Source organism: Mesorhizobium sp. WSM4808 (assembly GCF_055811675.1).
In genome coordinates this window covers 151,696-173,493 of sequence record NZ_JBVVQX010000006.1, presented here as the reverse complement: position 1 = coordinate 173,493, position 21,798 = coordinate 151,696, and the positions used below count along the sequence as shown (strand labels likewise).

18 protein-coding genes, 1 tRNA gene and 2 rRNA genes (1 of these 21 only partly in view) are annotated in these 21,798 nt (G+C 63.7%); 7 read left to right on the top strand and 14 right to left on the bottom strand.

From position 1 onward, the window contains the following. Positions 1-276 precede the first annotated feature (276 nt). From AC0L2U_RS13205 to AC0L2U_RS13185, 5 genes are all read left to right on the top strand, one after another. Positions 277-1,887: an ABC transporter substrate-binding protein gene (locus AC0L2U_RS13205; RefSeq protein ID WP_292141539.1), complete on the top strand. Its 1,611-nt coding sequence runs from the start codon at positions 277-279 to the stop codon at positions 1,885-1,887. Between the two features lie 267 nt (positions 1,888-2,154). Continuing rightward, positions 2,155-3,141 carry an ABC transporter permease gene (locus AC0L2U_RS13200; protein WP_473602006.1) on the top strand — a complete coding sequence of 329 codons (987 nt, stop codon included), beginning with the start codon at positions 2,155-2,157 and terminating at the stop codon, positions 3,139-3,141. Continuing rightward, the gene (locus AC0L2U_RS13195) at positions 3,138-3,968 is read left to right on the top strand and encodes an ABC transporter permease (RefSeq protein WP_127397360.1); all 831 of its coding nucleotides are present in this window, start codon (positions 3,138-3,140) and stop codon (positions 3,966-3,968) included. Before AC0L2U_RS13200 ends, AC0L2U_RS13195 begins: the two co-directional genes overlap by 4 nt. Beyond that, complete coding sequence (locus AC0L2U_RS13190) at positions 3,965-4,978, top strand: ABC transporter ATP-binding protein (RefSeq protein ID WP_473602005.1); 1,014 nt, start codon at positions 3,965-3,967, stop codon at positions 4,976-4,978. The genes AC0L2U_RS13195 and AC0L2U_RS13190 overlap by 4 nt, the downstream gene beginning before the upstream one ends. Then, positions 4,975-5,775: an ATP-binding cassette domain-containing protein gene (locus tag AC0L2U_RS13185; protein WP_473602004.1), complete on the top strand. Its 801-nt coding sequence runs from the start codon at positions 4,975-4,977 to the stop codon at positions 5,773-5,775. Before AC0L2U_RS13190 ends, AC0L2U_RS13185 begins: the two co-directional genes overlap by 4 nt. A 25-nt stretch (positions 5,776-5,800) precedes the next feature. Here AC0L2U_RS13185 and AC0L2U_RS13180 read toward each other — a convergent pair whose 3' ends face one another. Both AC0L2U_RS13180 and AC0L2U_RS13175 read right to left on the bottom strand, forming a co-directional pair. Further along, positions 5,801-6,412, bottom strand: a complete 612-nt coding sequence (locus AC0L2U_RS13180; RefSeq protein ID WP_292661478.1) for an NAD(P)-dependent oxidoreductase — start codon at positions 6,410-6,412, stop codon at positions 5,801-5,803. 41 nt (positions 6,413-6,453) lie between these two features. Next, a complete protein-coding gene (locus tag AC0L2U_RS13175) occupies positions 6,454-7,092 on the bottom strand; it encodes a DsbA family protein (protein ID WP_292661481.1) in 639 nt (212 codons plus the stop codon). A 130-nt stretch (positions 7,093-7,222) separates the two neighbouring features. Here AC0L2U_RS13175 and AC0L2U_RS13170 point away from each other — a divergent pair, with 130 nt between their 5' ends. Beyond that, the gene (locus tag AC0L2U_RS13170; RefSeq protein WP_127269586.1) at positions 7,223-8,140 is read left to right on the top strand and encodes a LysR family transcriptional regulator; all 918 of its coding nucleotides are present in this window, start codon (positions 7,223-7,225) and stop codon (positions 8,138-8,140) included. A gap of 12 nt (positions 8,141-8,152) precedes the next feature. Here the strand turns inward: AC0L2U_RS13170 and AC0L2U_RS13165 are convergent, their stop codons facing one another. From AC0L2U_RS13165 to AC0L2U_RS13125, 9 genes are all read right to left on the bottom strand, one after another. Beyond that, positions 8,153-9,769 (bottom strand): GMC family oxidoreductase, encoded by a 1,617-nt coding sequence (locus AC0L2U_RS13165; protein WP_127396889.1) that lies wholly within the window; start codon positions 9,767-9,769, stop codon positions 8,153-8,155. Continuing rightward, positions 9,766-11,280 (bottom strand): FGGY-family carbohydrate kinase, encoded by a 1,515-nt coding sequence (locus AC0L2U_RS13160; RefSeq protein WP_473602003.1) that lies wholly within the window; start codon positions 11,278-11,280, stop codon positions 9,766-9,768. Before AC0L2U_RS13160 ends, AC0L2U_RS13165 begins: the two co-directional genes overlap by 4 nt. A gap of 22 nt (positions 11,281-11,302) precedes the next feature. Then, entirely contained in the window at positions 11,303-12,145 is an 843-nt protein-coding gene (locus AC0L2U_RS13155; RefSeq protein WP_473602002.1) for a class I fructose-bisphosphate aldolase, read from the bottom strand. Beyond that, the gene (locus AC0L2U_RS13150) at positions 12,136-13,833 is read right to left on the bottom strand and encodes a glycerol-3-phosphate dehydrogenase/oxidase (protein WP_128289676.1); all 1,698 of its coding nucleotides are present in this window, start codon (positions 13,831-13,833) and stop codon (positions 12,136-12,138) included. Before AC0L2U_RS13150 ends, AC0L2U_RS13155 begins: the two co-directional genes overlap by 10 nt. 21 nt (positions 13,834-13,854) lie before the next feature. After that, on the bottom strand, positions 13,855-14,850 hold the full coding sequence (locus AC0L2U_RS13145) for an aldo/keto reductase (RefSeq protein WP_128289675.1): 996 nt from the start codon (positions 14,848-14,850) through the stop codon (positions 13,855-13,857). Next, positions 14,847-15,827, bottom strand: a complete 981-nt coding sequence (locus AC0L2U_RS13140) for a sugar-binding transcriptional regulator (protein WP_128289674.1) — start codon at positions 15,825-15,827, stop codon at positions 14,847-14,849. The genes AC0L2U_RS13145 and AC0L2U_RS13140 overlap by 4 nt, the downstream gene beginning before the upstream one ends. Before the next feature lie 26 nt (positions 15,828-15,853). Then, entirely contained in the window at positions 15,854-16,777 is a 924-nt protein-coding gene (locus AC0L2U_RS13135) for an ABC transporter permease (protein WP_236383556.1), read from the bottom strand. Positions 16,778-16,853: 76 nt separating this feature from the next. Continuing rightward, positions 16,854-18,389, bottom strand: coding sequence for a sugar ABC transporter ATP-binding protein (locus AC0L2U_RS13130; protein WP_128289673.1), 1,536 nt, complete (start codon positions 18,387-18,389; stop codon positions 16,854-16,856). A 96-nt stretch (positions 18,390-18,485) separates the two neighbouring features. Further along, on the bottom strand, positions 18,486-19,517 hold the full coding sequence (locus tag AC0L2U_RS13125; RefSeq protein WP_128362544.1) for a substrate-binding domain-containing protein: 1,032 nt from the start codon (positions 19,515-19,517) through the stop codon (positions 18,486-18,488). A gap of 399 nt (positions 19,518-19,916) precedes the next feature. Here AC0L2U_RS13125 and AC0L2U_RS13120 point away from each other — a divergent pair, with 399 nt between their 5' ends. Then, positions 19,917-20,270, top strand: a complete 354-nt coding sequence (locus AC0L2U_RS13120; protein ID WP_127395615.1) for a hypothetical protein — start codon at positions 19,917-19,919, stop codon at positions 20,268-20,270. 80 nt (positions 20,271-20,350) lie between these two features. Here the strand turns inward: AC0L2U_RS13120 and AC0L2U_RS13115 are convergent. The 3 genes from AC0L2U_RS13115 to AC0L2U_RS13105 form a co-directional block, all read right to left on the bottom strand. Beyond that, positions 20,351-20,427 (bottom strand) — tRNA-Met (locus AC0L2U_RS13115). A gap of 248 nt (positions 20,428-20,675) precedes the next feature. Then, positions 20,676-20,790 (bottom strand): 5S ribosomal RNA (gene rrf / locus AC0L2U_RS13110). A gap of 152 nt (positions 20,791-20,942) precedes the next feature. Then, a 23S ribosomal RNA gene (locus tag AC0L2U_RS13105) occupies positions 20,943-21,798 on the bottom strand; it runs 1,965 nt beyond the window's last position.

Below are 21,798 nucleotides of genomic sequence, written 5' to 3'. Positions count from 1 at the left end.
AGAAACAGATGAAATGTCGCCTCTCTATGTTTCTGTGTTGTCATTCGTCACATATTCAATCAATCTGGTCCTACCAGAATGATCAAATTGAGCCACGCCCTCCAAACTGGTCCAGCGGACGAAAATTTCAAAGCCAAGCGAGGATGCGCCAATTCCGTCTCTGGCGAAACCCTCGGCAAGGCTCATAATCGCCGCCGCAAGGATGCCGGTGGGCTTGCCGGCGTCTGAGGGGTATTGGCGCACCCGACCGGGTCGCGGAGAGGACGGAGTTCGATCATGTCAGGTTTCACGATTTCCAGACGCACGATGCTTGCCGGCTCGGCAATGCTGCTGGCCTCCACCGCAATGCCGGCACCGGGCTGGGCGCAGACGCCAAAGAAGGGCGGGCGGCTGGTGCTTGCCGCCGATTCCGAACCGCGCAACCTCAACCCGGCGATCGTCGCCTCCAACGGCGTCTTCTTCATCTCCAGCAAGATCGTCGAAACGCTGGCCGAAGCCTCCTTCGACGGCAAGGACGGTCTCGCGCCACGGCTGGCGCTGAGCTGGGAAGGTGCCGCCGACGGGCTCTCGGTGACGTTCAAACTGCGCGACGGCGTCAAATGGCATGACGGCAAGCCGTTCACCTCGGCCGACGTCGCCTTCTCGGCGCTGCAGATCTGGAAGCCGCTGCAGAATCTCGGCCGCACTGTGTTCAAGGATCTGGCCAGCGTCGACACCCCCGACGATCTCACCGCCGTGTTTAAGTTCGCCAAGCCGACGCCGTTCCAACTGATCCGCAACGCGCTGCCGGCGCTGAGCAGCGTGGTGCCGAAGCACATCTATGAGGTCGGCAAGATCGCGGAAAACCCGGCCAACAACGCGCCGATCGGCACCGGACCGTTCAAATTCGGCGAGCACAAGGCCGGCCAATATTACCGGCTGACGAAGAACACCGATTACTGGGGCAAGGACGAGCCCTATCTCGACGAGATCATCTATCAGGTGCTGCCGGATCGCACGTCAGCGGCGAGCGCGCTGGAGGCTGAAGAGATTCAGCTGGCGGCCTTTTCCGCCGTGCCGCTGGCCGACCTCGACCGCATCTCCAAGGTGCCGGGCCTGAAGGTGATTTCCAAGGGCTATGAAGGGCTGACCTATCAGCTTGTCGTCGAGATCAACCATCGCCGCAAGGAACTGGCCGACGTCAAAGTGCGCCAGGCGATCGCGCATGCCATCGACAAGGATTTCGTCGTCAAGACGGTGTTCCTCGGCTATGCCGCGACCGCCACCGGTCCGGTGCCGAAGAATGATCCGCAATTCTACACCGCCGACGTGCCGACCTATGCCTTCGACGTCGCCAAGGCCAACGCGCTGCTCGACGAGGCCGGCTACAAGAAAGGCCCAGACGGCAAGCGCTTCACGCTGAAATTGCTGCCCGCGCCCTATTTCAACGAGACTAAGCAGTTCGGCGACTATCTGCGCCAGGCGCTCGCCGCCGTCGGCATCGACGCTCAGCTGGTCAACAACGACTCGGCCGCGCACATCAAGGCGGTCTACACCGACCACGCCTTCGACCTCGCAGTCGGCCCGCCGGTGTTCCGCGGCGATCCGGCGATCTCGACCACCATTCTGGTGCAGAGCGGCATTCCGGACGGCGTGCCGTTCTCCAACCAGGGCGGCTACAAGAACGACGCGCTCGATGCGCTCATCGCCAAGACATCGGAGACGCTCGACGCATCAGCCCGCACCGACCTCTACAAGGAATTCCAGAAGGAGGTGGCCACCGACCTGCCGCTGATCAACGTCGCCGAATGGAGTTTTATCAGCGTCGCGCGCGACACGGTCGGCAACATCGCCAACAACCCGCGCTGGGCGGTGTCGAACTGGGCGGACACGTATTTGGAATCGTGACAGAATTGCGCGGATGAGAGTTCGCGAAATCATAGTAGGCATTGAGCCCTACGAGGCCCCCCTCTGTCCTGCCGGACATCTCCCCCTCAAGGGGGGAGATTGGCTGGCCGCACCGTCGGCTGATTTTCCTGCAGCGTCGAACATTGGCGAAACCATAAATGACTTCCGATCTCCCCCCTTGAGGGGGAGATGTCCGGCAGGACAGAGGGGGGCGCTCAGGCGCGACATCTCTCTTGGGCGACTCAGTGCCAAGCCTCCGACGCCCCCATGACCCGCGCCCTCACGCTCATCCGCCGTCGCCTCGTCGGCAGCATCTTCGTGCTGCTGATCGTCGTCGTCGGCACCTTCCTGCTGCTCGAAGCTGCCCCCGGCGATGCGGTCGATGCCTATATCGTCTCGACCGGTGGCGACGCCGGCATGATCGAGTTGTTGCGTCATCGCTGGGGTCTCGACCAGTCGGAGCTGACGCGGCTCGCCAATTACCTCTGGGCACTGCTGCATCTCGACCTCGGCCAGTCGGTGACCTTCTCCAGGCCGATCCGCGACGTGATCCTCGAACGCCTGCCCAACACGCTGCTGTTGATGGTCAGCGCCACCGCGCTCTCCTTCGGGCTCGGCTCGGCACTCGGCATCTATGCCGGCGCACGGCCAGGCAGTTTCCGCGACCGCTTCCTGTCGATCGGCTCGCTCGCGCTCTATGCCGTGCCGGGTTTCTGGCTCGGACTGGTGCTGATCGTCGTCTTTGCCGTCGACCTCCGCTGGCTGCCGATCGGCGGCATCGAAACCCTGGCCTCTGACAAGACCGGCCTTGATCGCGCAGCCGACATCGCCGTCCATCTCGCCCTGCCCGTTTCCGCCCTCGGCTTCATCTACCTGGCGCTCTATCTGCGCATGATGCGCGCCGGCATGGCCGAGGTCTGGCGGCAGGATTTCGTCCTGGCCGCACGCGCCAAAGGATTGTCACGCCGCCGCATCGTGCTCGCCCACGTCGCCCGCAATGCACTGCTGCCGCTGGTCACCATGCTCGGCCTGCAGTCGGCGCAGATGCTCGGCGGCAGCGTCGTCATCGAGAGCGTTTTTTCCGTGCCCGGCCTCGGCCGGCTGGCGCAGGAGGCGGTCGCCTCCCGCGACACGCCGCTTCTGCTCGGCATTATCCTCACCAGCGCAGTCCTGGTCCTTGTCATCAATTTGCTCGTCGACATCGCCTACGCCTTCCTCGATCCGCGCGTAGGCGCCAGCGAGGCCGGCGCATGAGCCCGCTCCGCCGCTTTCTGCGCACGCCCGAGGCGGTCGCCGGCGCCATTCTCCTGGCGGCGCTGATCGCCATGGCGCTGTCGGCGCCGCTGCTGTTCCCAGGTGACCCGCAGGCGATCGCCGGACCGGCGCTGCTGCCGCCGTTCCAGGACTGGTCGCTGCCGCTCGGCACCGACCGGCTTGGCCGCGACGTACTGGCCGAGCTTTTCCACGGCGCCCGCACATCGCTGGCTGTCGGGCTCGCGGCTGCGGCCGCCGCACTTGTCGTCGGCGCCGTGGTCGGCACATTGGCCGGCTTTGCCGGCGGCCTCGTCGACGAGGTGCTGATGCGCATCACCGACGCCTTCCAGACCGTGCCGAGCTTCCTGCTGGCACTGGCCTTCGTCAGCGTCGTCGGACCGTCGCTCGGCGTCGTCGTGATTGCCATCGCGCTCGGCACCTGGACCGGACCTGCTCGGGTCGCCCGCGCGGAAGTCCTCTCCATTCGCGAACGCGATTATGTCGCCGGGGCCAGGGTCATCGGCATGCACCCGCTGGCGATCGCCTTTCGCGAGGTGCTGCCCAATGCCCTGCCGCCGGTGCTGGCGATGTCGTCGGTGATCGTCGCCGCCGCGATCCTCACCGAGGCGGCCTTGTCCTTCCTCGGCCTGGGCGACCCCAACCGGGTCACCTGGGGCGGAATGATCGCCGAAGGCCGCGCTGTCCTGCGTACCGCGCCCTTCCTGTCGATTGTCCCGGGCATAGCGCTGGTGCTGACCGTGCTCGGCGCCTACCTCGCCGGCGAAGGCATTGTCGAGACGACAGCGGTCAGGAGAGGCCTGTCGTGACCACGCTCGCTTCGATCCGCGACCTGACGGTGACCTACCGCCGTGACGGCAATGAGGTGGCAGCGCTGAGGAGTGTAAGCCTCGATATTGCCAATGGCGAACGCCTCGCCATCATCGGCGAAAGCGGTTCAGGCAAAAGCACGCTGGCACTGGCGATTGCCGGGCTGCTGCCTGCGTCCGCCAAGGTTGATGGGCGGATCGATTGGTTCTTACATCCGCCGTTGGGCGCCAAGGCGCCCCCCTCTGTCCTGCCGGACATCTCCCCCTCAAGGGGGGAGATTGGCAGTTTCGCTGTCGGCTCATCTCCTGCAACGTTGGTGATTGGCGAAGGCGGAAATAAGGGCGCAATCTCCCCCCTTGAGGGGGAGATGTCCGGCAGGACAGAGGGGGGCCTCTTAGAGCGCGAAGTCCGAAAGTCTTCCCTCAAACAGAGCTACATCCCCCGCCTCGGCCGCGACATCGGCTTCGTGTTCCAGGACCCCTCCGCCAGCCTCGATCCTGTCATGACCATCGGCAAGCAAATCGCCGAAGTAGCGCGCACGCATCTCGGCCTCACCTGGTCCCAATCCTATGCCAGGGCCAAAAGCCTGCTCGAGCGCGTCCGCCTGCCGGACCCGGACTCAGCCTTGCGCGCCTTCCCGCATCAGCTTTCCGGCGGCCAGAAGCAGCGTGTGGCGATCGCCGCAGCCATTGCGGCCGGTCCGAAATTGCTGATCGCCGACGAAGCGACCAGCGCGCTCGATACCATCGTGCAGGCCGAGATCGTCGCCTTGATCCGACGCCTGGTGACCGAGGACGGCATGACGCTGCTGTTCATCAGCCACGACATCGCGCTGGCGGCCGAGCTTGCCGAGCGTATCGCTGTTTTCCGTCATGGCCAGTTGGTCGAGCTTGGCATGACGGCGCAGATTGTCGGCGCCCCGGCCCAGCCCTATACGCGTGCATTGCTCGACGCCCATATCGGCCTCGACACCAGGCCATTGCTGAACCGAGCAAGGCTCCACGCATGAGCCTGCTGGCGGTGTCCAACCTGACCAAGCGCTACCGTCGCGGCAACAAGACCATCGCTGCCGTCGACGATGTCTCCTTTCACATCGACCCCGGCGAAACGCTGGCATTGGCCGGACCTTCCGGCAGCGGCAAGTCGACGATCGCGCGGTTGGTGCTGCGATTGATCGAGCCGGACGCCGGGCGCATCGAATTCGAAAGCGACGATTTCCTGGCCCTGCGCAGCACAGCGCTGCGAGCACGCCGCGCACGCCTGCAAATGGTGTTCCAGGACCCATTGGCCGCCTTCAATCCGCGCGCCACGGTGGCGCGTGTGCTCGACGATCCCTTGCGCGTCCATGGCATCGCCTCCCGCGCCGAGCGCCCGCACCGCATCGCCGCCTTGCTGGAGCGCGTCGGGCTGATAGCGGAACTCGCCCCGCGTGCCATCCATGAGATCTCCGGCGGCCAGCGGCAGCGCGTCGCCATTGCCCGCGCCATCGCCACGAAGCCGTCGCTGATCGTGCTCGACGAGGCGGTGTCGGCGCTCGACGTCTCCGTGCGCGGAGAGATCCTCCAGCTTTTGCTCGACCTGCAACGCCAGGAAAAGATCGCCTATCTCTTCATTTCACATGATCTCGGCGTCATCAGGTCGGTCGCCCACCGCGTCATCCTTCTCGATGCCGGGCGGATTGCCGAAAGTGGCGATGCCCAAACCGTCATCGACGCACCGCAATCGGCCATCGGCAAGGCGCTGGTGGCGGCAGCACCGAGATTGAACCGGACCCTGATGCGGCTGGCGTCGGCCGGCCTCGATTGAGTTCCGGCCGCCACCACCCTTTCGCTCAATAGCCGACGGTGAAGCGCTGCCTGATATGGGCTGGCTTCTCGATCTCGTCGACCATGACGATCGCGTAGTCCTCGAAGGAAATGCTGCTGCCCTTGTCGGAGGCGAGAAGTGTGTCCTTGCCGAGGCGGAATTTGCCGGTGCGCTCGCCAGGCACGAACATGGCGGATGGCGACAGGAACGTCCAATCGAGGTCGTCGACCGTCTTCAATCTGTCCAGGAAGTCGGCGCCTTTCTGCGCTTCGGCCTTGTAGATATCAGGGAAGTCGGGGCTATCGACCAGCCGCTTGCCCGGTGCGACTTCGAGACTGCCGGCGCCGCCGACGACGAGATAGCGCTTCACGCCGGAGGCGCGCACCGCGTCGATCAGCGTATCGGCATCGCTGTCCAGGAAATGCACGGAGCTGATCACCGCGTCATGGCCGCGGATCAGGTCGGCGAGACCTTGTCTGTCGAAGACATCGCCTTTCCTGGCCGTCACGCCCGGAAGCGCGACGATCTTTTCCGGGTTGCGCGCAATGCCGGTGACGGTGTGGCCGCGATCGGAGAGTTCCCTAAGAAGGCGTGAACCGACGGCGCCCGATGCACCAATGAGAGCGACTTTTGCCATGTCTGTTTCCTTATTTCTTGTTGGGGGTCTGGAGGATGGGATCACGCCGCCGCGATATGGGCGACGAGATTGTCGAAGCTGCCGAACAGCGCGTTCGAACCGATGAGCCGGGGCGCATCATTGCGGATGACCGAGAGCGAAGGCACGCCATCAGCATGCAGGCGCTGGAACAGCGCACGGCCACGGCCAACCAGATCGCGGTGAGCCGTCAGCAATGTTTCGGTCGGCGCCTTGAGCATTTCGGCGGCGTCCGCCATGCCGGCGGCGGCGAGCACCTCGGCCACACCGCCGATCGTCACGACATCGCGTCCTTCTACATAGCGCGCATGCTGGATCATCTTCAGCGCCGCAAGCCGGCGGCTGGGATCTTCCAGGCCAGCGGCACTGATGCCGAGTGTGGCGGCATGTGAATCGAGCAGGGTCCCACGGACATTGAGGACATTGTGCCGGTAGGCCGGCGTGAAGGATTGTCCGGTCAGGCGCTCGATGCGCTGGTCGTTCGCCCAGGCATGCGCCGCAAAGCCTTCATCCATTGGACGTGCGCCGGCGCCGGAAAACAGGCCGGTCGGCAGCAGTTCGACGTTCAGGCCGGCGGCCGACAACCGGTCGAGCATCGGGGTGGCGCCATAGCACCAGCCGCAGAGCGGATCGAAAAGATAGGTCACTTCTGAATTGCTCATAGTCGCTGCCATTCCTGCCCGGCCACCGGACTCGTCGAGGCCGTCGCTCATATGTGGCAGACGGCAGCCTTGCGATAAATGGCGCCCAATTATACAAACTGTCTGATCTGATCATACAAAGGCTGCCAGCTTGGCCGAACTTCTGAACCTCAATCGGCTCGCCTACTTCACCACGGTGATGGAAACCGGCTCTTTCACTGCCGCGGCCGACCGGCTTGGCGTCGCCAAGGCCGTGGTCAGCCATCAGATCGGCAAGCTCGAGGAGGAACTGGGCGCAACGCTGCTGCAGCGCACGACCCGGCGTGTCACGCCGACCGAAGAGGGCCGCCTCTTCTATGACCGCGCGATGATCATCCTGCGCGAAGCGGAGGCGGCCTATGGCGAAATCTCGCGCGGAGCCGTCGAACCGAGCGGAACGCTGAGGCTGACGGCGCCACTCGACTACGGCACCAAGATCGTGGCTCCGGTCATGGCCGCCTATCTCAGAACCTACCCGCATATGCGCGTCGAGGCGATCTTCGACGACGCCGTCAGCAATCTGGTGGACGAGCAGATCGATCTCGGCATCCGCGTCGGCTGGCTCACCGATTCCTCGAACCAGGCGCGGCGCCTGGGGACCATCCGGCAGATCGTGGTGGCGAGCCCTGGCTTCGCGGCGAGCCTGCCGCCCGACGTGACGCCGCGCCAGGCAAGATCGCTGGCCTGGGTCGGCAACACCCAGTTGCGCGGCATCGGCCAATGGCTGTTTTCCAGGGACACTGAGACGGTGCTGACCGAACTCAATCCGGTCATCATGTGCGACAAGAGCCCCGCCGCCCTGGCTTGCGTGCTCGTCGGCATCGGGCTCGGCGTCTTTCCGGATTATAGCGTCAGCGACGATATCGCCGAGGGGCGGCTGGTGCCGGTGTTTGCCGACTGGAGCCTGCCGTCAGGCGGCATCCACGCGGTCTTTCCGCCGGCCCGGTTCCGGCCCGCCAAGGTGCGCACCTTCGTCGATCTGCTCGCGGCGGCCGAGAGACGGCGATCGCGCGGTGTTGCCGCGGCTTGAAGCCGATGGCGGTCAGCGGGCCTCTTGCAGGATCATCTCGGCTACCTTTTCCGCGATCATGACGACCGGCGAGTTGGTGTTGCCCGAGACGATTGTCGGCATGATCGAGGCATCGACCACGCGCAGCCCGCCAAGCCCGTGAACACGCAGGCCGTCGTCGACCACCGCCATCGTATCCGAACCCATCTTGCAGGTGCCGACGGGGTGGAAGATCGTCGTGCCGATATCGCCGGCCTTGCGGATGAGCTCTTCGTCGCTGTCATACTGCGTGCCGGGCAGCATCTCTTCCGGCGCAAAGCGCGCCACCGCCTGTGCCTTCATCAAACTGCGGACATGACGCAACGACGCGACGGCCACGCTGCGGTCCCCCTCGGTGGAAAGATAGTTCGGCCGGATCTTCGCCGCCTCCCGCGCGTCGGCTGAACCCATGTGCACGCTGCCCCGGCTTTCGGGACGCAGATTGCAGACCGAGACGGTGACCGCGGGAAAGCGATGCAGCGGCTCGCCCAGACGGTCGGTGCTCAGCGGCTGCACATGGTATTCGAGATCGGGCGTTGCGAGGCGCGGATCGCTCCTGGCGAAGATGCCGAGCTGGCTCGGCGCCATCGACAGCGGCCCGCTGCGCTTGAGCGCATATTCCAGCCCCATCGACGCACGGCTGACCAGATTGTGGTAGCGCTGGTTGAGCGTGGCGGTGTTGGCGACCTTGAAGACGGTGCGGATCTGCAAGTGGTCCTGCAGATTTTCTCCGACGCCCGGCAAGGCGTGACGAACATCCACGCCGATGCCCGAGAGCAGGTCGGGGCGGCCCACCCCCGACAGCTCGAGCAGCTTCGGCGAATTGATGGCGCCGGCCGCAAGGATCGTCTGTCCAGCGCGGACCTGGTGCAGGCGGCCGCCTTGGCGGAAAACCAATCCGGTGACGCGCCGGCCGTCGAATTCGAGCCGTTCGGTCTCCGCGCCGAGCACCACGCGCAGGTTCTTGCGCCCCGCTATACCACGCAGGAACGCCTTCGACGTGTTCCAGCGCACGCCCTTCTTCTGGTTGACCTCGAAATAGCCCGAGCCTTCATTGGTGCCGGTGTTGAAGTCTTCGGTGCGGGGAATGCCGAGTTCCTCGGCCGCGTCCCGGAAGGCGTCAAGGATCGGCCATGAAAGCCGCTGCCGTTCGACGCGCCACTCGCCGCCGCTGCCATGCATGGCGCCTTTGCCGCCGTGATAGTCTTCCGACTTGAGGAAGTAAGGCAGGACATCGTCCCAGCCCCAGCCGGCATTGCCGGCCTGACGCCAGCCATCGTAGTCGGCTGCCTGGCCGCGCATGTAGATCATGCCGTTGATCGATGAACAGCCGCCAAGCACCTTGCCGCGCGGATAGTTGAGGCTGCGTCCATTGAGACCGGCTTCCGGCTCGGTCTTCATCATCCAGTCGGTGCGCGGGTTGCCCATGCAGAAGAGATAGCCGATCGGGATATCGACCCAGTGATAGCGGTCGCTGCCGCCGGCCTCGAGCAGCAGCACATTGTTGCGCGGATCGGCGGAGAGCCGGTTGGCGAGCACGCAGCCGGCGGAGCCGGCGCCGACGATGACGTAATCGTAATTGCCGAACGGGGACGGTGGATCTTCGGTCACGTGCGCGCCTGCTGTCCGGCGATGCGCTCCCACATCGGGGTCATCGCCTGGTTGATCTCGCCGTACAGTCGATACCGCCCCGCATATGCATCGGCAACCGCCTCGTTGGGTACAAAATGTCGGGCCGCCGCCGTCATGGCGGCTGCACCGGCACTGTGGTCCGCGAAAATGCCGACGCCGGTGCCCGCCGCGATCGCCGCTCCCAGCGCGCCGGTTTCGCGGCTGCGCGCCACGGTGACGGGCACGCCGAGCACATCGGCGAATATCTGCGGCCAGACGCTGCTGCGCGAGCCCCCGCCCGACAGCACCACCTGGTTGAAATCAGCGCCCGCTCTGTGCAAGGTCTCGACATGGCGCTTATGCTCGAAGGCAACGCCCTCGAACAGCGCACGCAGCAGATGGGCTCGGCTGTGCCAGCCGGCGATGCCATAGAAGCCTGCGCGCGCATGGCCATTCTGCTGCGAGCCGTAAAGGAAGGGATGATAGATCGGGATGTCGCTGTTGGGATCGACGGACGCCACCAGTTCGCTGCACAATTCGAACGGCGACTTGCCGGCTTCGCCACCATGTTCGAGGAATTCGCGAACGATCCATTCGAGATTGGCGGCCGAGGTGGCACTGGATTCGATCGCCAGATAGCGCTGGCGGTCGAAAGTCGACAGCATGAAGATCGACTCGTCGCGGATCGGTTCGTCGGTGATGACCTGATTGATGCTCCAGGTGCCGGCGATAACCGAGGCGGCACCGGTTCTGGTCACGCCCGAACCGACCGCGCTGGCGACGACATCGAACAGCCCGGCGACGACCGGCGTGCCGGCGCGCAGTCCCGTCAGGGCCGCCACCTCCGCGCTGACATGACCGGCAATGTCGGCCGATTCCAGCACCGGCGGCAGCAGGTCCATGCAATCGCCGAGCCCATAGGCGGCAAGCAGGTCCGGCTCGTAGCGGCGGTCCTGCATCTGCAGCAGGCCGCAGCCCGACATATCTGAACTATCGCTGCTGCGCGCGCCGGTCAGGCGGTTGACGACGAAATCCTTGCACAGGAATACAGTTCCGATGCTGGCGAACAAGGCCGGCGAAAAGCGCTTGAGCCAGGCAAGCAGGGTCGGCGTCTGCGCCGCCCACGGCCGTTGCAGGCAATGTGCATAGGTGCGGTCGCCGACATTCTCTTTTGCCCATTCGGCGACGATGTCGACCGCGCGTGTGTCGAGCGACTGGATGCCGATCAATGGCGCGCCCGTGCGATCGAGCGCGTAGAGCCCGTTGCCATGGCCGGCGCAGCCGATGGCGACGATCTCGCCGGCGTCGATGCCGGCTTCAGCAATGCATTGACCAATGACCGAGACCGCGTTGCGCCAGAGTTCGTCGAGGTCGCGTTCGACATGTCCGGGCTTTGGCATGGATGAGCGGCCGTCACGGGCGGCGAATGCCAGTTCGCGGCCGGACAGGTCGAAGAGGATAGCCTTGATGACGGTGTTGCCGGCATCGAGACCGAGAATATAGCTTGCCATTGGCGCCTCCCGAGGCCGCAGCCTAGGCCTGGTTGTACAGATCCCAGGCCGTGCTGCCATCGGCATCGTCGTGAATGATCGCCATCAGCCCGCGCACGACAGCGCTCGGGTTGGCGTGCTGGTAGATGTTGCGGCCATAGACCATGCCAAGCGCACCCTGTGCCATCAAGGCGGCCGACTTGTCGAACACGGCACGCAGATCCTCCTTGCCGCCGCCGCGCACCAGCACCGGGCAGCGCGCCGCCTCGACGACGCGGTGGAAGTCGTTGGGATCGGTGGTCGGATCGGCCTTGACGATATCGGCGCCCATTTCACGGGCAAGCCGGGTCAAGGTGACGATCTTTTCGGCATCGCCGTCGACCATGTAGCCGCCATGCTCTGCGACCGGCAGCATGGCCAGCGGCTCGATCATCAGCGGCAGGCCGTATTTCTCGCAATCGGCGCGCACGCGGGCGATGTTCTGCACGCATTGCCGGAACAGGTCGGGTTCGTCGGGCAGCATGAACAGATTGACCACGACGCAAGCCGCATCCATCTCGATGGCGCCAAGCAAGGGCTCGGCTTCGTTCTGCAGCACCGCCCACATCGCCCGGTGGCGTATCCTATTATAGGGATTGCCCATGTCGATGCGCATCACCAGCGCCGGCTTGTCCTTGCCAGGCACGGCCTGCAGCAGATCGGCCTGGCCGCAGTTCATCTGGATGGCGTCGGGGCCGGCCTTGACCAACTGATTGACCACACCGGCCATGTCTTCCAGCCCGGCAAGGAAGCTCGGCTCGTTGCAGACACCGTGATCGATGGCTACGTCGAGGCAGCGGCCGCCATCGAACAGCCGGTTCATGCGGACTTTCTTGTTTATGCGCATAGGGCGCTCCTTTGATGCGTCTGGAGATCGATGCCGTGCCGGTAGGCCAGCAAGGTGAGGAAGGTCGCGCGCTCGGTGGCGGCCTCGCTGGCGCTCCAGCCCTTGTGCGCCGCCAGCATGTCGAGAACGGCATTGACGAGGTCGAAGCTGAGACCGCCCGAAATGGCGATGGTGGTGCGGCGCAGGAACAGGTCGGCGAGGCACTCGACCTGCTCGCGCTCGATGATGCGCCCTATCTCGTTTGCCGAATAGTCCGACCGCGGCAGCATCTGTTCGCCCGCCGGGTGCGAAACGAAATCCCTGGCCGACGTGCCATAGCGCTGCAGAAGTGTGCGCGCGCGCTCGACCGGCAGGCCATGCTCGGCGGCGAATGACGCGCACCAGGCGTCCGGATCGGCGGGGAAATCGCGGCCGCCACCGATGGCCATGTCCTGCGTGCCCTGGCTGCGCGCGAGGCCGAGCCGCTTCAGCGCCATATCGGCGGCCAGCGCTCCAAACGAACGGAAGGTGGTCCACTTGCCGCCGATCATGCACAACGTCGCCGGCAGATGTCCGGCCGGTTCGACGAACTCGCAAAAATGATCGCGCGGTATGCGGCCCGTAAAACTGTCTTCGCTGGCGGGCAAAGGACGCACGCCGGCAAAGCGGAACACGATCTGGTCATCGCTAACCTTGATCGAGGGGAAGACGAAAGCGAGCGACTGCAGGATGTAGCGCTGCTCGTCCTCCTCGCAACGGACCTGGTCCGGATCGTCCACCCGGATGTCGGTCGAGCCGATCAGCACCTTGCGTAGATATGGAAACAGGATGCAGATGCGCCCGTCCTCGTTCTCATAGTAGACCATATGGCCGCCGAGCGCGTCGAACAGTTCGCCGTTGTCGACGATCAGATGCGAGCCCTTGGTACCGCCCATCATCGTCTGCGCCGTTGCCCCGATGGACTTGTTGGTCAGGTCGATCCAGCCGCCGGTGGCGTTGATGACCAGTTGCGGCCGCACCGGCAGCTCTTCGCCCGTCAGCGTGTCGGTAATGGCGAGGCCATCGCCTGTCGACGACACCTGCGCATAGTTCAAGACGCGGGCATTCGTCGCGCTCGCCATGGCGTCCAGCAGCATCTCCAGGCCGAGGCGCTCGGGCCGGCTCACCCAGGCGTCGTAGTAGGTCGCCGAATTGCGGATCGCCGGGTTGATCGCCGGCCATGTCTTCAGGGTTTCGGCGCGGCCCCTGAACCGGTGCGTCGGCATCAAACGCCGTGCAGCGGTGAAAAGGTCATACATGGCGAGCCCGGCCTTGATGACCAGCGCCCCGCGCCGGCTGGGCCGCCGCGTCAGCCCCAGGAAACGCACCGCACCGTTGGCGAGACCCGAGAAAATGTCGAAGATCGGCACCGTCGTCGGTAAAGGGGCCACATAGTGCGGCGCATTTCTCAGCAGCCGGTCGCGTTCGAGCAGCGATTCGCGCACCAGTTTGAACTCGCCGTTTTCGAGGTAGCGCAGGCCGCCATGCACCATGCGCGACAGGGCGGCGCTGGCGCCGCTGCAATAATCGCCCTTTTCCGCCAGCACGACATCGACCCCTTGCAGGGCCAGTTCGCGAAAGACGCTGATGCCGTTGATGCCGCCACCGATGACGAGCACGGCGATATCAGGCCGGTCGCGCAGACCGGCTAACGTATGACTACGGTTCATTGGGGCTGTTGCCTTTTTTGCTCAGGCATCCATCGCGGTGAGATGCGCGGCTGCCGCGGCGTCGATCGCCGCAAGCTCGCTTGCCGCAAGCGTGATCTCGCCGGCCCGTGCATTGTCGAGCGCCTGTTCGGGATTGCGCGCGCCGCACAGGGCGAAGGTGATGCCCGGCTGGGCGAGCGTCCAGGCAATGACGATCTGCGCCATCGACGCCTGGTGGCTCTCGGAGATCGGGGCGATGGCCTCTTTCAGCTTTGCGACCTTCTGCCGGTTGGCCGTGGAAAAGCGTGGGTTGTCCTTGCGCTGGTCGTCGCCGCCGAATGTGCGGCCGGGGTCGACCGTGCCGGTGAGCAGCCCCAGCGCCAGCGACGAGTAGCTGAGGGTGGCAATGTCATGGCGGCGGGTGATCGGCAGCAGGCTGCTCTCGAGGGCGCGGTCGATCATCGAATAGCGCTCCTGGATCGCATCGAGCTGGCCGGCGTCGATATAATGGCCAAGATCCTCGGCGCTGATATTGCTGGCGCCAATGGCGCGGATCTTGCCGGCTGCCTTGAGCTTTTCCAATACCGCCATCGTCTCGGCGATCGGCGTCGTCGGGTCCTGCCAATGGGTGATGTAGAGGTCGATATGATCGGTGCCCAGACGGCGCAGGCTCTGCTCGACCTCATAGGCGATGCCGTCGGCGCCGAGATAGCGATGCACAGGCTTGCCGTCCTGATCGAAGAAATGGCCGCCCTTGCCCGAATGCCAGTTCAGCCCGCATTTGGTCGCGATCACCACTTTGTCGCGCTTGCCCTTGATGGCGGTGCCGACGATCGCCTCGCTGCGGCCAAGACCGTAGGCCGGCGCTGTGTCGATCAGGCTGAGGCCGGCATCGATCGAGGCTTCGATCGCCCTGACCGACTCCTTCTCGTCGGTGCCGCCCCACATCCATCCGCCAATCGCCCAGGTGCCCAGGCCTACAGCCGACGCCGATATGCCGGACTTGCCGATCTGCCGCTGGATCTTTCGAGAATTCATGCTACCTCCTGTTCGGCCAGCTCGAGGATCTGGAGCCCCGTGGCCTCGTCCGTGACGATGGTGTCGAGATGGTTGCCGCGCAGGGCGGCGAGGATCGGCGCGACCTTGCTGGGGCCGCTTGCGATGCCGATCGAGCGCGGGATGGTCGCGAACTCGTCAAGCGTCAGCGAGACCAGCGAACGGTTGAGCGAGTAGTTGCAAAGCTTGCCCCCGCGGTCGATGAGATGAGCGAGCAGCTCGCCTGTCGCCCCGGACTTCTCGATCGCCTGGCGATCGGCATTCGAGGACGGATGCAGGTCGTAATAGCTGGAATCGTCGGTCAGGATGGAGCCGACACCCACCACCGCGACATCCGCCTCGCGCGCCTTGCGAAACACGTCTGCGACGGAGCTGATGCCCATCAGCATCTCGCGCTGCTGCGCGGTATCGGCAAACAGCGGCGCATGGATCTGGTAAGCGCGGCCGCCGAGCTTGTCGGCCATCAGCGAGGCGACGTGGTTGACGTCGGTGTAGTGCTTGCCCTGGACCAGGCCGGTGGCGGGAATGATCTCGACGTCGTATCGGCGCCCCGGCTTGAGACCGGCGACAAGCGCGCTGACGCCCTTGCCGCCGGTGATCGAGATCGTGTCGCCATCCTTGATGGTGTCGAGCAGCAGCCCAGCCGCCGCCTCGCCGACCCGCTGCAGGGCCGTGTGCGGATTATCGGAAACCGACGGCACCACCATCGCCCGCTCGATGCCGCCCAGCGCAACCAGCCGTGCTTCCAGGTCGACCAGATGGTCGATCGGCGACTTGATCTTGATCTCGACGAGGCCGAGCTGGTGGCCGCGCTTGATCAGCCGGTTGACCGTCGCGTGCGAGAGGCCGAGTTCCCCGGCGATCTCGGCCTGGGTCTTGCCTTCGATATAATGCAGGACAAGCGCCTGGTGCATTTGACGAACAGCGGCGATGTCGTCGCGGGTGTTGGGAGGGGCCATGGTCTTGCTTCGCCGCCTTTGAGGGTTCAGGACTTCTTGCGGTGCAGGAAATGATCGATCGACACCGCCGCCAGCAGGATGCATCCCTTGATCATGTCCTGCCAATAGACCGAGACGTCGAGCAGGATAAGCGAGCTCGTCACCACCGACAGCAACGCCATGCCGAGGATCGCTCCGAAGATGGTGCCCGAGCCACCATTGAGCGAGGCGCCGCCGATGACGGCCGCGGCGATGATGTTGAGTTCCATGCCGGCGCCGAAGGTCGGTGTCGCCGCGCCGAAGCGCGCCATGTAGATGACACCGGCCAGTCCGGCCAGCGTCGAGCACAGCACCGTGACCCAGAACTTCACCTGATTGGTCCTGATGCCGGAGAACTGCGCGGCCTTCTCGTTGGAGCCGGTGTAGAAAACCTTGCGGAAGGCCGTGGCGCGACGCAGCAGGAAGTCGAAGATGGCCACCACGACGATGAAGATCAGGATGACATAGGGGATGTTGTTGAAACTGCCCTGGCCGATGGCCTTGAAAGCCGGCGGCAGGGTGAACAGCGACAGCGGCGTGCCCTTGGTGACCACCAGGCACATGCCGCGCACGATGACCATGGCCGCCAGCGACGTGATGAAATGATTGAGGCCTATCACGGTCACGAAGAAGCCCATCGCCGCGCCGATCAGCGCGCTGACGCCGATGCCGATCAGGCTTGCCGTCCAGGGATCGAGGCCGGCGAGGAACAGCGCCCCCGAGACCACCATCGAGAAACACACGACCGAGCCGACGGAAAGGTCGATGCCGCCGACGATGAGCAGGATCGTCATGCCGACGACGACGATGCCTTCGATGGAAAAGCTCATCAGCATGGCGCGGAAATTGCCCCATGTCAGGAAGTGCGGCGAGGCGAAGCTCATGGCGATGCACAGCGCCAGGATGATGACGATCAGCCCGGCCTCGCGCATCGAGGCGAGCTGAGCGAAATTGATGCGCCGCCCGGCGGCCTTGATCTCGGCGTGCACGAGCGCTTCTCCTGATTCCCTAGGCGACATTCTGGGCCTGCCTTTGATTTGAACTGTCTTGAACGCCCGAGGCGAGCATGATGATGGCTTCCTCGCCGAGCTCGCTGGCGGTGAGTTCGCCGGCGATCCTGCCTTCGCGCACCACGACAACGCGGTCGCACAAGCCAATCAGCTCCGGCAGTTCCGACGAGATGACGATGACGCCGACACCGCTGCCGGCAAGCTGGCGCAGCAGCCGGTGGATCTCGACCTTGGCGCCGACATCAATCCCGCGCGTCGGCTCGTCCATGATGATGACTTTGGGACTGACGGACAGCTGCCTGGCGATGGCAACCTTCTGCTGGTTGCCACCGCTCAGCGTCGAGACGGCGGCATCGATGCCGGCCATGCGCACGCCGAGCCTGCCGGTCAGCTCCTTCGCCTGACGATCCTCGGCCTTGCGGTCAAGCAGGCCGAGGCGCCCGGTCAGCCTGGCGAGGTCGAGCGCGGAGATGTTCGCCGCGATCGGCAGATCGAGGAACACGCCGGAGCCTTTGCGGTCCTCGGAAAGATAGACCAGCCCCGCCTTGACCGCATCGCCATAGCCGCGCAGCCGGAGCTGCTTTCCGTCGAGCGCGACGGTTCCAGACGTCCTTGGCCTCAGACCACAGACCGTTTGCGCGATCTCGCTGCGGCCGGCGCCGATCAGGCCGCCTATGCCCAGAATTTCGCCGGCACGAAGCTGCAGATCGACGTCGGCGAAGCGGCGGTTATCGGAAAGCCCCTCGACCGAGAGAAGCAGGCGCCCGGGCTCCTGCGGCGCCAGCTTGTCGGGATAGAGCTGGGTGATTTCGCGGCCGACCATCTTGCGTACGACATCGTCCGGTGAGACGGTTGCGATCGGATCGGTCGCCACGTAGCGGCCGTCGCGGAAGACGGTGACGCGGTCGCACAGCGAGAATATCTCGGCCATGCGGTGGCTGATATAGACCACCGAAATGCCCCGCTCCTTGAGCCCGCGCACGATCGAGAACAGGCGCTGCGCTTCGCTTTCGGTCAGCGCCGCGGTCGGCTCATCGAGCATCAGCACCTTGCAGTCGAGCGTGAGCGCCTTGGCGATCTCGACAAGCTGCTGGTTGGAAATGGAGAGGTCGGCAACCCTGGTACGCACCGGAATGGGCGCGAGCAGGTCCATGACCTTCTGGGCGTCGGCGTAGAGTTTTTGGAAATTCATCAGCGGCGCGCGCCGGCTGTTGATCGCGGCCATGTAGATGTTTTCGGCAACCGTCGCGTCCTGGCACAGCGCGATCTCCTGGTGGACAAGCGCAATGCCGAGACGTTGCGCGGCTGCGGGCGAGTGGATCGAAATGCGCTCACCATCGATCAGGATGTCGCCCTCGTCGGGCTGCAATACACCGGCGATCATGTTCATCAGCGTCGACTTGCCGGCGCCGTTCTCTCCGCACAGTGCATGGATTTCGCCGCGCCGCAGCTCGAACCGTACGTCGCTCAGCGCCTTGACCGGGCCGAACGCCTTGGACAGGCCACGGATTTCAAGAATGGGCGCCTGGGTCACGCCGTGCTCCTGCGATGAACCTGCGGGGGAGGAAGGAGGCCGAAGCCTCCTTCCCGGTTAATCCGGCCATGCCGAGGCCGGGCGGCGAGATCGAGACTATTCCTCGATGCCCTTGGTGCCGCGACGCTTGAGGTACTTGTCCCAGTAGAAGTCATCCGCATTGTCCTTGGAGACAATGGAGAAGCCATTGTCGACGAAGGGCACGCTCATCGGGTTGAAACCCGAACGCTTGGCGTCGTTCATCGGGTCGATCAGGCCGGGATGCTTGGCCATCCACAACAGCATGAAGCCCATATAGCCCTGCATGCCCTGGTTTGGATTGACCGAGCCGAAGATCTCGCCGGCCTTGATCATGTCGAGGATCTTGGCATTAACGTCGGCGAGCATGACGCGGATCTTGCCACCGCCTTCCTTGGCGGCCTGGGCAGCGCCGATGGCCGAGTTGGCCTCCGGCATGAACACGGCGCCAAGATCAGGATGCGCCTGCGCCAGGCTCAGAACCGCCTGATAGGCCTTGGTCGGATCCTGGTTCGAAGCGGCGCGGCCGACGAGCTTCATGTCAGGCCATTTGGCTTCCATGCGGGCAACGAACGCGTTGACGCGCTTGTCGTGGTTGTCCTGGCCGGGATTCTCCAGCACCGCATATTCGCCCTTGCCCTCCATCGCCTTGGCAACGGCGTCGGCGGCATAGGTGCCTTCGGCATTGTTGTCGGAGGTGATGTAGGAGACGCGCTTGGAATTCGGCGAGTCGGCGGCGAAGGTCACCACCGCGGTGCCCTGTTCGATGGCGCGGTTGATCGGCTCGATGAACGGATCGGAGTTCATCGGATGCACCAATATGCCGGCCGGCTTCTGCGCCAGCGCCTGGTCGAAGGTCGCGATCTGCTTGTTGACGTCGTATTCCGGCGTACCCGTATAGGCGGTCTCGCAGCCGAACTGCTGGCCGGCCTGCTTGAACATTTCATAGACCGGGAACCAGTATTCGACGCCCGAGACCATGACGTTCATGACATATTTTTCACCCGGCTCGCATTTGAACGGGTTTGGGGTTTCGGCGCGTACCTGCATCGACCCAAAGCAGGTCGATGCAGCCGCCGCGATTGCGAGCGTGCTCAGAAATTTGCGCAAGTTTCCTCCCTTGGCCGAAGCCATCCTCAATGACCGTCGCAGGCGCTCACCGAGCGCTGCCGTATGGATTTGATGATGCCGACCTTCCTCCGAAAGCCGACGATCGGGACATTACAACCTCGGCGCATGTTGTCAATATAATTCAGATATTGAAATATATTTCACAACCTACTTCCGGGGAGTCATACGCTCCGGTCGACGAAGGTGGTCGCAGGCCGCCAAGGTGGGCCAGGCAAGGCCTTTCCGGCCTTTTTGGCCGCGAACCGGGGAGTGTGGTTGGAGTATCTGCACCCAGGAGCTCGCGCGGTGCCCTCCCGCCGGCCGCGTCTTATCACGTGAAGCCCAGATCTTGTTTGATAAGCATCTGCTCCGGGCGCGGCGTGACGCTCTCCATGTCGCTTGGCCAAGAAGTCTGCTGCTGCGTCGGCTTACAGCAGCCTTGACCACCCGGAGTATTCCGAGAACCTTCGGCTGTCCCCCGAATGCGAACGGCCCGCTGGCTGGTGCCTGGCGAACTGTTTGTTTGGTGCAGATTGGTTTGCAGGGGACGGGATTGGTTTTTTTGTTCCGCAGCTGGGCTTCGCCTTGTTGCGGGCGCCTGATCCGGGGCAATCGGTGGCCAGCCAAGATGAACATCAAAACGGTCCGCCGGCATTGTTCCTGGCGGATTGTTTGCTTACCGAAGTTTGGTTGGGGAGAGGATTTGAGTTTTCTGTCTGGCGGCTTGGGCTTGGCCTGCTTGGGGGCGCCTGATGACATGACGGGTTAAACGCCGGCACCAGGGCAAAAAACAAAAGAGCCCGCACGAGGCGGGCTGTTTGTTTAGTGAAGTTTGGTTGCGGGGACAGGATTTGAACCTGTGACCTTCAGGTTATGAGCCTGACGAGCTACCGGGCTGCTCCACCCCGCGTCACCTCTTAGCAAGCGTTTGCTTGCTAATCTTAGCAAGCGTTTGCTTGCTAATCTAAGCAAGCGCTTGCTTGCGTTCCTAAGCAAGCGTTTGCTTGCTTTTTTGTGTAAGCCGAGGCCTACAGATAGGTATATAGCTGACCAAATGAAAGGGCCGCTTACGCGGCCCGTGATCCCTTGGCGGGCCATTTCATAAAGAGAAGACATCACTCCATCCGATTGGATGTGAGTTCAACGTGCGTTTAGCAGACCTGGCAGCGACCTACTCTCCCGCGTCTTGAGACGAAGTACCATCAGCGCTGGAGCGTTTCACGGCCGAGTTCGGAATGGGATCGGGTGCAGCCGCTCCGCCATAACCACCAGGTCGGCAAAACGCACGTTGTTCGAGAAGCTTTTGAGCGAAGGAGCACAAAGAGGCATCGGCAGCGGAGCTGTCGGGTGCCTCTCGGGGCTATTCGCTGGTCTTTTTTGTGCCTGTCATCCTCCGATTTGGAGCGATGAGCATAAGGAATGAGAACGATCAAGCCGATCGAACTATTAGTACCGGTAAGCTTCAAGCGTTGCCGCTCTTCCACACCCGGCCTATCAACGTGGTCGTCTTCCACGGTTCTCAGGGAATACTCGTTTTAAGGTGGGTTTCCCGCTTAGATGCCTTCAGCGGTTATCCCGTCCGGATATAGCTACCCTGCTATGCGGCTGGCGCCACAACAGGTCCACCAGAGATCCGTCCATCCCGGTCCTCTCGTACTAGGGACAGATCCTTTCAATATTCCTACACCCACGGCAGATAGGGACCGAACTGTCTCACGACGTTCTGAACCCAACTCACGTACCGCTTTAAATGGCGAACAGCCATACCCTTGGGACCTGCTCCAGCCCCAGGATGCGATGAGTCGACATCGAGGTGCCAAACAACCCCGTCGATATGGACTCTTGGGGGTCATCAGCCTGTTATCCCCGGCGTACCTTTTATCCGTTGAGCGATGGCCCTTCCACGCGGGACCACCGGATCACTATGACCGACTTTCGTCTCTGCTCGACTTGTCAGTCTCGCAGTCAGGCAGGCTTATGCCATTGCACTCAGCGAACGATTTCCGACCGTTCTGAGCCCACCATCGCGCGCCTCCGTTACTCTTTAGGAGGCGACCGCCCCAGTCAAACTACCCACCATACATTGTCCCGGACCCGGATAACGGGCCGCGGTTAGACATCCATAGTAATAAGGGTGGTATTTCAAGGGTGGCTCCACCTGAGCTGGCGCCCAGGTTTCAAAGCCTACCACCTATCCTACACATGCCACTACGAATGCCAATGTAAAGCTATAGTAAAGGTGCACGGGGTCTTTCCGTCTAACCGCAGGAACCCCGCATCT